We start from the raw sequence: 11,926 nt of genomic DNA, 5'->3' as shown, positions 1-11,926 counted from the left end.
GCTATCTGGCGTTTGTCGCTGAGGGATCGCGGCTTTCGTTTCATTGGGAGGAGGACGACATGAAGAGAACAATGGTATTCGGCGCTTTGATGGCAGCCTCATTGACGGCCGGCATTTCGCCTGCGGCTGCAGGCTCGGGCCCGATCAAGATCGTGCTTGCCGAAGAGGCGGATCTTCTGGAGCCCTGCATGGCGACGCGCTCCAATATCGGGCGCATCATCATGGAGAATGTCAGCGAAACGCTGACGGAGCTTGACGTTCGCGGCAAGAAGGGCGTCATGCCGCGCCTCGCTGAGAAATGGGAGCAGAACACGGACGGAAGCTGGCGCTTCCACCTTCGTCATGGCGTCACCTTTTCCAACGGCACGACGTTCGACGCCAAGGATGTGAAGCACAGCTTTGAGCGCATCATGAGCCCGAAGAATGCCTGTGAATCGCGTCGCTACTTCGGCGGCATGAACGTGGCGATCAATATCGTCGATGACTATACCATCGACTTCAAGGTGGACCCGGCCCAGCCGATCCTGCCGCTGCTGATGTCCCTGGTGACGATCGTGCCTGAAGAGACGCCGCTGGAATTCATTCGCGAACCGATCGGCACCGGCCCCTACAAGCTGTCCAATTGGACGCCGGGCCAGCAGATCGTGCTCAGCGCCCGGGGCGGTTACTGGGGTGAAAAGCCCCAGGTGACGCAGGCGACCTATCTGTTCCGGGCCGATCCTGCCGTGCGCGCTGCCATGGTGCAGACGGGCGAGGCGGATCTTTCGCCGTCCATCTCGCAGCTCGACGCGACCAATACCAAGACGGACTTTTCCTACCTCGACAGCGAAACCGTCTATCTCCGGATCGACCACAACATCGCACCCTTGAACGATGTCCGGGTCCGCAAGGCGCTGAACCTTGCCATCGACCGTCAAGCCTTTGTCGGCTCGCTCGTGCCCGATGGCGCCGTACTCGCCACCGCCCTCGTTCCGCCGACGACGCTCGGATGGAACCCGGACGTAAAGGTTTTCCCGTTCGATCCCGATGGCGCGAAGAAGCTTTTGGCGGAAGCCAAGGCAGCCGGAGTGCCGGTCGAAACGCCGATCACCATCATCGCGCGCACAGCGAATTTCCCTAACGTGACCGAGATCATGGAGGCCATTCAGGCGCAGCTTCAGGATGTCGGCTTCAAGGTTGACCTGAAGTTCGTCGAAGTGGCGGAGCATGAAGGCTATTACTCGAAGCCGTTCAAGGAAGGCCGCGGGCCGATCCTAGTGGCCGCCTCGCATGACAATTCCAAGGGTGATCCCTCATTCACCATGTTCTTCAAATATGCCTCGAAGGGCACCCAGGCCGGCTTTTCCGATCCTAAGGTGGACGATCTCATCCAGCGGGCAACGGCCGCCGTCGGCGACGAACGTGCCAAGCTCTGGTCGCAGCTGATCGCCTACCTGCACGACGACGTGGTCGCAGACGTGCTGCTTTTCCATATGGTCGGCTTCTCCAGGGTGTCTGAACGTCTCGACTTCAAGCCGACGATCGCGACCAATTCCATGCTGCAGCTCTCCGAGATCGGCATAAAGTAACGGTCGCCGCTCTGCGATCCCAGGTGGCGGATATCCGCCGCCTCATCGACTTGAGGATGACATGCTCAGTTTCATTCGCAAACGCTCTCTCTCCAGCCTGATCTCGCTGATAGGATTGCTGGTCCTGGTCTTCTTTCTTTCGAGGCTGACCGGCGATCCTGCGGCCTTGTTCCTGCCGGTGGAAGCGTCTGCCGAGATGAAGCAGCAGTTCCGGGAACTTCACGGCCTCAACGATCCGCTGCTCGTTCAGTTCGGTCACTATGTCGGCAGCGTGATGACGGGTGATCTCGGCGAATCCCTGCGTAAGGCACGGCCGGCACTGGACGTCGTGCTCGAAGCCTTCATCTGGACGCTCTGGCTTGCTGCCATCACCATGTCGCTGGTGGCCGTTGCTGCGATTGTCGTCGGTTCACTTGCGGCCTTCCGCTCCGGAGGGTTCTTCGACCGCTTCTCCTCGATGATCTCCCTGATCGGTGCGTCTGTGCCGGATTTCTGGCTGGCTATCGTCGCGATCGTCGTTTTCTCCATCCAGCTTGCCTGGCTGCCGACATCGGGCACCGGTTCCGTCCTCCACTGGATATTGCCGATCGCCGTGCTCTTCGTGCGACCATTCGGGATCATCGTTCAGGTGGTGCGCGGCTCGATGATCGGCGCGCTCTCGTCTGCCTATGTGAAGACGGCGCGCGCCAAAGGCGTTAAGGCCGGCCCGATCATCTTTGTGCATGCGCTGCGCAACGCCATGTTGCCGGTCATCACCGTCATGGGCGACCAGGCGGCAAGCCTTCTCAACGGCGCGGTCATCGTGGAAACCATTTTCGGCTTTCCCGGCGTCGGCAAACTGATGATCGATTCCATCCTGCAGCGCGACTTCAACGTGGTGCTGGCGGCGATCCTCGTCACTGCTATCGCTATCTTTATCATGAACGTGCTGATCGATCTTGCTTATGCGCTGCTCGATCCCCGCATCCGACACTGAGGAGAGACCATTGAGCCTTTCCAGCACCGATCCACTCATCATTCCCGAACAGCCCTTCCTGAAACGAGTGTTCGGCATGCTGTGGGCGGACAAGTTCGCCTTCGTCGCAGCGATCTTCCTGATCATTGTGCTTGTTCTCGCCGTCATCGGTCCCGACTGGCTGGGCGAGCTGGCGGGCAAGCAGAATCTGCGAGGCCGCAACCTTGCTCCTTTCGACTGGGGCCGGGAATGGGTCTATTGGCTCGGCGCCGATGCGCTCGGTCGTCCGCTTCTGGCGCGCATCATCGTCGCCGGCCAGAATACCCTGATGGTCGCGTCAGGCGCTGTCGTGATGTCGGCCGTGGTCGGCACGTTCCTCGGCCTGATCGCCGGCTTTTCGGGGCCTCGCGTCAGCCAGGTCATCATGCGGCTTGCCGACGTCATCATGTCCTTCCCGTCGCTGCTGATCGCGGTCATCGTGCTGTTTCTGCTCGGCTCCTCCATTCTCAATCTCGTCGCCGTGCTGGCCATCACCCGCATCCCCGTCTACCTGCGCACCACGCGGGCGGAAGTGCTGGAAATCAAGGAGCGGATGTTCGTTCAGGCGGCGCGGGTCATGGGTGCCTCCAGCCGACGCATCCTATTTCGGCATATCCTGCCAGTGGTCCTGCCGACGCTGACGACGCTTGCGACGCTCGATTTTGCCTATGTGATGCTGGCGGAAAGCGCACTGTCCTTCCTCGGCATCGGCATCCAGCCGCCGGAAATCACCTGGGGGCTGATGATCTCGCAAGGCCGGCAGTACCTGACGAACGCCTGGTGGTTGTCCTTCTGGCCAGGGCTCGCCATCATCCTCACCACCCTGTCGCTCAATCTCCTGTCGAACTGGATGCGCATTGCGCTGGACCCGGTGCAGCGCTGGCGGCTCGAAATGAAAGGCCGCAAGAATGGCTGATCATCTGCTCGAAGTGCGCAATCTCTCGGTCGATTTCTTCACGGCGGCCGGAGTCGTCCATGCGGTGCGCGGCATCTCCTATCATCTCGACCGCGGCGAGACGCTTGCGATCCTGGGCGAAAGCGGGTCGGGGAAATCCGTATCCTCCTCTGCCATCATGAACCTGATCGACATGCCGCCCGGCCATATCAGCTCCGGCGAGATTCTGCTCGAGGGCAAGGACCTCCTGACGATGGCGCCGAACGACCGGCGCGAGGTGAACGGCAAACGGATCGCGATGATCTTCCAGGACCCGCTCAGCCACCTCAACCCGGTCTACACGGTCGGTTGGCAGATCCGCGAAGCAATGACGACCCACGGCATGGCGCAGCAGGAGGCTGAAGCCGAGACGCTGCGGCTGCTGGGGCGCGTGGGGCTGCCCGAACCGGAGCATGCCGTCGGCAAATATCCGCATGAGTTCTCCGGCGGTCAGCGGCAGCGCGTGATGATCGCCATGGCGCTTGCCTTGCGGCCGGACCTGCTGATTGCCGACGAGCCGACGACCGCGCTCGATGTGACAGTTCAGGCGGAAGTGCTTGCTCTGCTAAAGGAGCTTCAGAGGGAAACCGGCATGGGTGTCCTCATCATCACCCACGATCTCGGCGTCGTGGCCGAAATCGCCGATCGCGTGGTAGTGATGGAGAAGGGCGTGTTGGTCGAATCCGGCACGGTGCGCGAGGTCTACAAGAACCCGAGCCATCCCTATACGAAAAAGCTGATTGCGGCTGCGCCCGGAAAAGGTGAGATGCACCGGCCGGCAGTCAAGGCCGAGCCGCTTCTCGTGGTGCGGGACGTGCGCAAGCGCTTCGGCGCCTTCGACGCTCTCAAGGGCGTTTCCTTTGACCTTGCAGCAGGCGAGACGCTGGCGATCGTCGGCGAAAGCGGATCGGGAAAATCGACGCTGGCGCGCATGCTGCTGCGGCTCGATGAGCCGGATGCCGGCAGCGCCCACTGGAAGGGGCGGGACCTTTTCAAACTGTCGCCAGCGGAACTCTACAAGCTGCGCCGAGAACTGCAGATGGTCTTCCAGGACCCGACGCAATCGCTCAACCCCCGCATGACCGTCTATCAGCTCATTTCCGAAGCCTGGGCCATTCACCCGGATATTCTGCCGAAAGCGAAGTGGCAGGAACGCGTTGCCGAACTGCTGGTGCAGGTCGGGCTTTCAGCGGACCATATGGGCCGCTACCCGCACCAGTTTTCAGGCGGCCAACGCCAGCGCATCGCCATTGCCCGCGCTCTTGCGCTCGAGCCGAGGCTGATCGTCTGCGACGAGGCCGTGTCGGCCCTGGACGTTTCCGTGCAGGCACAGGTCATCCGGCTTCTGGACCAGCTTCGGCGCGACATGGGGATTTCATTCATCTTCATCGCCCACGATCTGCCTGTGGTGCGAGATTTCGCGGACTACGTCATGGTCATGCGGAAGGGTGAAGTTGTGGAAATGGGAACCGTCACCCAGGTCTTCGACACTCCCCGCGAAGCCTATACGCGGGCTCTGTTCGCCGCGAGCCTCGACCCGGACCCTGATGTCCAGGCTGCGCACCGCGCTGCTCGCCTCGAACGGGCCTCATAAGGCTTACACCGATCCATTGGAGTTTTAAAATGTCCAAGTCCGCTTTCGTCGCGCTCGTCACCTGCTTCAACGAGGATGAGACGATCAACTATGAGGCCACCCGTGCGCAGGTTCGCCGCCAGGTGGCTGCCGGCAACAACATCATGTGCGCGGGCACGAATGGCGACTTCACTGCCCTGACCTACGAGGAGAAGGTTCGGCTGACGGAGGAAGTTGTCGCGGAGGTTGGCGGCAAGGCGAAGGTCATCGTCAATGCGGGCATGCCTGCGACATTCGAAACCCTGAAGCTTGCCCGCGAGTTCGACCGCATCGGCGTGGACGGGATCGCGGTCATCACGCCTTTCTTCATTGCCTGCACGCAGGATGGACTGATCCGGCATTTTTCGACGGTGGCGAACGCGGTGCAGACACCTGTCTATCTCTACGACATCCCGGCACGTACCCAGAACCATATCGAGCCAGAGACTGCCGCCAAGCTTGCCCAGCATGGAAATATCGCCGGGATCAAGGATTCGGGCGGGGCGCAGCAGACACTGGAAGCCTATCTTCAGGTCTCCAGGGAAAATCCCGGCTTCGAGGTCTATTCCGGCCCAGACCACCTCGTGCTGTGGGCATTGCAGAACGGAGCGGCCGGCTGCATTTCCGGGCTCGGCAACGCCATGCCTGACGTTCTCTCCGGAATTATCAGCGCCTTCAACGCGGGCGATCTGACAGAAGCAGAGCGGCAGCAGACGCGCTTCACCAACTTCCGGACAGATCTCTATGCACTCGGCTTTGCGCCGGCCATGGTCAAGCGGGCGCTTTACTTGCAGGACCAATCCGTCGGTGCCAGCCGCCAGCCGGCCCTGCTGCCGAATACCGAGCAGGACGAGAACATCCGCGCGCTCCTGCGCAAGCACGAACTCGTTTAGGCTCAGGCTGCGGGTTGGAGCCTCCGCCTGCCGACCATCATCAGGTTTGGTCGCGGTCTCAATGTCACCTTCATCACCGGCTTTGGCGGCTTCGTATTGCGGTTGGACAGCTGGAACGACTGGAGCAGCACGGCCAGAACGGCAACGGCTTCCATCAACGCGAAGGCGTTGCCGATGCAGACCCGAGGCCCTGCTCCGAAAGGCATATAGGCATAGCGATGCCGCGCGCGCGATTTTTCGGGGTCGAATCGTCCCGGATCGAAGGTTTCTGGATCCGGCCAAATTTCGGCCCGATGATGCACCGCGTAGATCGGTATGAAGAAAACACTGCCAGCCGGAATAAGGTATTTGTCCAGCTGGAACGCCTCGGTTGCCGTGCGCGTGATGATGGGGGCAGGCGGATAAAGCCGCATGGCCTCCGAAAAGACCTGCCGCGTATAGGTCAATTGGGCAACATGTTCAGGCATGACCGGGCCGCCTCCGGTGATCTCGAAGATCTCATGCACCAGTTTTGCCTCTTCGGCTGGATGCTGGGCCAGAAGATGAAAAGTCCAAGCCAGTCCAAGTGCCGTCGTTTCGTGCCCGGCCGTGATGAAGGTCATCAGATTGTCGATGATCTCCTCGTCGGTCATGGTCCGGCCAGTTTCAGGATCGGATGCCGCGAGCAGCATGGAGACGAGGTCGTGCGTCACATCGCCCGTCTGCCGGCGTTTGGCGATGACCGCCGCCAGACTGGAGCGCAGAAATGCGACGGCGGCACGCGCTTTCGAGCGACCCGGATAGGGAAGCCAGTCAGGGGCTCCGATCGTTCCGAGAGCGAAAGTCCAGCCACTGGGGCTGAGATAGTCGGAAATGCTTCGCTCTACTTTCGCGACGTCGATGCCATGACCGCCCGACAACATGGTCTGGACGATGATGTCGAAGGTGGTTCGCATCATCTCATGGCCGATGTCGAGAAGCTTGCCGTCCGTCTGGACCCAGCGAGCTTTGGTGTCTTCCGCTGCGGTAAGCATGGCCGGCTGCAGATCGAGGAGCTTTTCATGCCGGAAGGCGGCCGCGACCGATTGCCGTTGCCATTTCCAGTGCTGGCCGTCAGCCGTTAGCAGACCTTGACCAAGCGCCGGCCCAAGAATGCGTCTGACCTGATCACCCTTGATAAGGCGATCAGCATTCTTGACGAGCGTTTCGTGAATTAGGGTTGGATCGCTCAGGTAGACCTTGAGGCTACCGACCTGGCGGGTAAAGACGATCGGCTCGCTGAACACCGCCGGCGGTAGCGCATCCAGCGGATTGTCGATCATCGTCAGCAAAGCTCTTGCGGTCGAGTGCTTCGTCAATGGGAAGCTTGTCGAGCCATTGGTACGGGCATCCATCCGTAATTCCTTTGGATATGAGAAAACTGGCCCTCGAAACAGTCACGGCTTCGTGGCGCAAAAGAGGCCAGCCATGTGTCAGTCGATGAAATCGACGACCACGCCGGGTTTCACCATGCGGGACAGTTCCTCCACATCCCAGTTGGTAAGCCGCACGCAGCCGTGCGATCCCGATTTGTCGATGAGGGAGGGCTCGGGCGTGCCATGGATGCCATAGGTCGGCTCCGACAAGTCGATCCACACCGTGCCGACTGGATTGTTGGGGCCGCTCGGCAGCGTGAGCTTTTGCTTATTCTTGCCCTGCTGGAAGTTGATCTTGGGATTGTATTCGTAGACCGGCATGCGCGCGACACCGTTCACCTTGTGAGTGCCGGAAGGGGAAGGCATCTCCTCGCTCCCGATCGTGGCCGGGTACACCGCAAGAATCGATCCGTCATCCGCGAAGGCGACGATCTGCCCTGCCTTCCTACGGGCTTCGATCCGCTTGACTTTTCCTTCCTGCGAAGCACCAGGATCAGCGACCGAGATCGTGTCACCCGGCTTGAATGCCGATGTCGCATTGAGGATTTTCAGAAGATCCTCGTCCATATGGAAGCGCTCGGCGAGCTTCTCGGTCATGCGCGTATAACCCAGATGCTTCATTTTTGCCTGCTCGGCGTAATCCTTAGGGATAGCATCGACCAGATCCTTGGGGTCATCCTCGGAAATCTTGTACGGTTTGATTGCCGGTCCGTCTTCGGTCAGCCGGGCAAGGACATCGGGATCAGGTTTTCCATCGACGGGAAGTCGTTGCATCGCTTCGAACCCGGCAATAGCCTTGCTGACATTGGCACCATAGAAGCCATCGATGACGCCGGGAGAAGAGCCGGCCCGATCAAGCAGGACCTGAAGGTGGATAACGGCTGGGTCGGCCTTTGGAGGGCCGACTGGCGACTCGGTCGGCACAGCAGCCACGGCTGCCGTGTTGATCATGTCGGGCGTCAATTGTTGAGCGGATGCGGCGCCGGAAAATGCGAGAAGCAGCGAAGAGGTCAGGAAGATCGTCTTGTTCATAACCGCTTAAACCGCGGAGGGGAATTTGGTTCCCCTTCACGTCTTCGGAACGCGCGATCCTGCCGTGCTCTCTCAAAGTTAGCACTTTTGGCGGCCTGGATTGCCCGGGCGCGGCGCCGCAGTCTTTAGCTAAACCCGCATTGCGCCGGGGCCGGGCGTGGCACCGGGCGGAACCTTGCCAAGGATGATCATGCCCAGCACCTCATCCTTTGTGACGTCTTGTGTGCGGGCCTGGCCCACGACTTTGCCATTTTTCATCACGAAAACACGGTCGGCGAGGTCGAACACATCGTGGATATCATGGCTGATCAGGAAGATGCCGATACCGTCTTGTTTCAATTGCTTGATGAGGTCGCCAACCTGCGCCGTTTCCTGAGGTCCGAGCGCAGCTGTCGGTTCGTCCATGATCAGGATGCGCGCATCGAACAGGATGGCGCGGGCGATCGCCACCGACTGCCGCTGTCCGCCGGAGAGCGCCTTCACCGGTTCCTTGAAACGCTTGAAGTTCGGGTTGAGCCGGCCCATCACCTTGCGGGTATTGGCTTCCATGGCGACGTCGTCCAGCGTTCCCCACTTCGTCTGAAGCTCGCGGCCAAGATAGAGGTTGGCTGCTGCATCGACATTGTCTGCGACGGCAAGCGTTTGGTAGATCGTCTCGATGCCGAATTTCTTGGCATCCCGTGGGGTACGGATATCGGCTGCCTCGCCATTGATCATGATATCGCCCTCGTCGCGCCGATAGGCGCCGGAGAGGATCTTGATCAGCGTCGATTTACCGGCGCCATTATGGCCAAGGAGAGCTACGACTTCCCCTGGGTAGAGATCGATCGAAGCATTTTCAACCGCATGAATCCCGCCGAAGGAGATGGAGATATTCTTCATTTCCACGAGCGGATTGGTTTGGTCCGTCACGATGGGAGCTCCTGTTATTTCGCGCGGGCGCGGTAGACGGTGTCGAGCCAGACGGCGACGACAAGCACGGCGCCGACCACGATGCGCTGGAATGGGGTATCGATGCCCAGCAGGACCATGCCGGATTGCAGCGACTGCATGACGAGCGCACCCAGCATGGCGCCGGCGATCGAACCGATGCCACCGGCCAACGATGTGCCGCCGATGACGGCTGCTGCGATCGTATAAAGTTCGTCGAGCTCTCCTTGCGCATTGGTCGCGGCATTGAGCCGGGCGGTAGAGATGGCGGCGGCGATGGCACAGAGTATGCCCATCAGCGCGAAGATCTTGACTGTCACCCAGCGGGTCTTGATGCCGGCAAGTTCCGCTGCCTCCGGATTGCCGCCGATGGCAAACACATAGCGGCCGAAGCGCAAGCGGGTGGCGATGAAGGTCATGACGATGCCGACGGCGATCGCCATCAGTACCGGCACGGCGATCCCCTGCGAGATCAGCAGCCCGCCCTCCGGCCAGGCGATGTTGTTGGCCTCGGCGTAGCGGCGGGCGATGTTGACTGGCCAGTAGTAATCATTGGCGATCATCACGGCGCCGAGCACAACCGCGCAACCGAGCCCAACCAGAAAATATTCCGCCCAGATGGGCCGGCGCGGGAAATGGAAGCGCTTGCGCTGGTGGCGGGCGTTGATGATGGCGATGGCGATGGCAAGGCAAGCAATGATGCCGACGACCCAGCTCCAGGTGGCGCCGATCGAGCCTTCGGTGCCGCCGCCCATTAGGCGGAAGTTCACATCCATGGGCGCCACGGTCTGGCCGCTTGTCACGAACCAGGTTGCGCCGCGCCAGACGAGAAGGCCTCCGAGGGTAACAATGAAGGAGGGGACGCCGAGAAAGGCGATGATCAATCCATGCAGGGCGCCGATAAGCCCGCCGATGACCAGTCCGCAAGCAAGCGCGATGATCCAGATTGCCGGGTGGTCAAAGCCGAGCCATTCCGGCAGCAGCCGCGCTTGAAGGACGCCCATGGCCATACCGGTGAACCCGAGGATGGAGCCGACCGAGAGATCGATATTTCGGGTGACGATGACCAGCACCATCCCCGTCGCCATGACTGCAACCGAGGCCGTCTGCACCGACAGGTTCCAGAGGTTTCGAGGCGTCAGGAACAGGCCGCCGGTCAGGATGTGAAATCCGATCCAGATGATCAGCAAGGCGCCGATCATGCCAAGCATGCGGGTGTCGATCTCGGTGGCACGGAAAAAGCGCGTAACGGGATTTCCCGTCTGGCTTGCTCCGCCGGATGTCGTGGAATGCGTCGTATCGGCCATGTTTCGCCGTTCCTACCCGTTTAAGCGGGAGCGCGGGGCAGCATGTGGTCCGCCCGTGCACTCCGTGGCTGGCTCAGGGCGAGCCGAGCCTTTCCTGCAGAAGGACGGCGCCGCGTAAACGCTGCGGCGCCGCATACTGTGAGATTTAGCGACTTACCGCTTACTTGCAGGCGGCAACGCTGCCGGCCTTGACGCCCTGGCAGGCTTCCGCCTTGCTGATCCAGCCGGCATCGATGACAAGGTTCAGGTTGTCCTTGGTGATTGCCTGCGGTTTCAGGAAGACGGACTGCATCTTCCGCTTCTTGGGGCCGCCTTCGAACACCTGTACGCCCTTGATCTCGGTCAGCTTTTTGCCGCCGGCGAGCGCCAGAGCGATTTCAGCAGCATTCCGGCCGAGTTCGCGCGAGTCCTTCCAGACTGAAACCGTCTGGGTGCCGAGCGCCACGCGGTTCAGGGCCGCCTTGTCGGCGTCCTGGCCGGAGACAGGAACGGAACCTGCCAAGCCTTGAGCATCTAGTGCCGCGATCGCGCCGCCGGCGGTGCCATCGTTGGATGCGACGACGGCATCGACCTTGTTGTTGTTCTTGGTGAGGAACTGCTCCATGTTCTTCTGAGCGTTCTCCGGCTTCCAGCCGTCGGTATAGGCTTCGCCGACATTCTTGATCTTGCCGGCGTCGATCGCCGCCTTCAGGACTTCCATCTGTCCGGCAAAGAGGAAATCGGCATTCGGGTCGGCGGATGAGCCCTTGATGAAGACGTAATTGCCTTCTGGCTTGACCTTGAAGACGCCCTGCGCCTGCAAGCGTCCGACTTCCTTGTTGTCGAAGGTGATGTAGAAGGCGTCCGGATTTTCGATCAGGCGGTCGTAGCCGACGACCGGAATGCCTTCCGCGGTTGCCTTTTCGATGGCCGGGCCGATGGCGTCCGAATCCTGGGCAAGGACGATCAACGCATTGGCGCCTTGGGAGATCAGAGATTCGACGTCCGTCAGCTGCTTCGAAGCCGAAGATTGTGCGTCGGCGGAGATGTATTTCGCGCCGGCCGCATCGAGCGCCTTCTTGATTGCGGCTTCGTCCGTCTTCCAACGCTCTTCCTGGAAATTGGACCAGGAAACGCCGACGACGAGATTAGCCGCCATGGATGCGGTCTGCATGGAAACAAGGATGGCCGCGCCGGCCATCAACCTTACGATCGATTTCATATTGTCCTCCCAGTTGACGGCGAACGGGCCAAAAGCCTCTGCTCCCCCTTCCGCCAAAATC

At 60.7% G+C, this 11,926-nt stretch carries 10 protein-coding genes; 5 read left to right on the top strand and 5 right to left on the bottom strand.

From position 1 onward, the window contains the following. Positions 1 to 59: 59 nt before the first annotated feature. The 5 genes from EPK99_RS00250 to EPK99_RS00230 all read left to right on the top strand — a co-directional run bounded on the left by EPK99_RS00250 (position 60) and on the right by EPK99_RS00230 (position 6,001). Positions 60 to 1,568, top strand: a complete 1,509-nt coding sequence (locus EPK99_RS00250; protein WP_128440641.1) for an ABC transporter substrate-binding protein — start codon at positions 60 to 62, stop codon at positions 1,566 to 1,568. A 61-nt stretch (positions 1,569 to 1,629) separates the two neighbouring features. Continuing rightward, the gene (locus EPK99_RS00245) at positions 1,630 to 2,544 is read left to right on the top strand and encodes an ABC transporter permease (protein ID WP_128440640.1); all 915 of its coding nucleotides are present in this window, start codon (positions 1,630 to 1,632) and stop codon (positions 2,542 to 2,544) included. A gap of 10 nt (positions 2,545 to 2,554) precedes the next feature. Further along, on the top strand, positions 2,555 to 3,478 hold the full coding sequence (locus tag EPK99_RS00240; RefSeq protein WP_128440639.1) for an ABC transporter permease: 924 nt from the start codon (positions 2,555 to 2,557) through the stop codon (positions 3,476 to 3,478). Beyond that, positions 3,471 to 5,090, top strand: coding sequence for an ABC transporter ATP-binding protein (locus EPK99_RS00235; RefSeq protein WP_128440638.1), 1,620 nt, complete (start codon positions 3,471 to 3,473; stop codon positions 5,088 to 5,090). The genes EPK99_RS00240 and EPK99_RS00235 overlap by 8 nt, the downstream gene beginning before the upstream one ends. Positions 5,091 to 5,119: 29 nt before the next feature. Further along, positions 5,120 to 6,001 (top strand): dihydrodipicolinate synthase family protein, encoded by an 882-nt coding sequence (locus EPK99_RS00230; RefSeq protein ID WP_128440637.1) that lies wholly within the window; start codon positions 5,120 to 5,122, stop codon positions 5,999 to 6,001. Between the two features lie 2 nt (positions 6,002 to 6,003). Here the strand turns inward: EPK99_RS00230 and EPK99_RS00225 are convergent, their stop codons facing one another. The 5 genes from EPK99_RS00225 to xylF all read right to left on the bottom strand — a co-directional run bounded on the left by EPK99_RS00225 (position 6,004) and on the right by xylF (position 11,865). Beyond that, positions 6,004 to 7,374: a cytochrome P450 gene (locus tag EPK99_RS00225; RefSeq protein WP_128440636.1), complete on the bottom strand. Its 1,371-nt coding sequence runs from the start codon at positions 7,372 to 7,374 to the stop codon at positions 6,004 to 6,006. 78 nt (positions 7,375 to 7,452) lie between these two features. Further along, positions 7,453 to 8,427 carry a L,D-transpeptidase family protein gene (locus EPK99_RS00220; RefSeq protein WP_128440635.1) on the bottom strand — a complete coding sequence of 325 codons (975 nt, stop codon included), beginning with the start codon at positions 8,425 to 8,427 and terminating at the stop codon, positions 7,453 to 7,455. A gap of 129 nt (positions 8,428 to 8,556) precedes the next feature. After that, positions 8,557 to 9,339, bottom strand: coding sequence for an ATP-binding cassette domain-containing protein (locus tag EPK99_RS00215; RefSeq protein ID WP_128440634.1), 783 nt, complete (start codon positions 9,337 to 9,339; stop codon positions 8,557 to 8,559). A gap of 14 nt (positions 9,340 to 9,353) precedes the next feature. Beyond that, positions 9,354 to 10,664, bottom strand: coding sequence for a sugar ABC transporter permease (locus tag EPK99_RS00210; RefSeq protein WP_128440633.1), 1,311 nt, complete (start codon positions 10,662 to 10,664; stop codon positions 9,354 to 9,356). A gap of 160 nt (positions 10,665 to 10,824) precedes the next feature. Further along, the gene (gene xylF, locus EPK99_RS00205) at positions 10,825 to 11,865 is read right to left on the bottom strand and encodes a D-xylose ABC transporter substrate-binding protein (RefSeq protein WP_128440632.1); all 1,041 of its coding nucleotides are present in this window, start codon (positions 11,863 to 11,865) and stop codon (positions 10,825 to 10,827) included. Between the last annotated feature and the right edge of the window lie 61 nt (positions 11,866 to 11,926).

The sequence above is a fragment of the Neorhizobium lilium genome (assembly GCF_004053875.1).
GTDB lineage: Bacteria > Pseudomonadota > Alphaproteobacteria > Rhizobiales > Rhizobiaceae > Neorhizobium > Neorhizobium lilii.
Note: the sequence above shows the minus strand (reverse complement) of the source record. Positions and strands in the feature narration are given on the sequence as shown.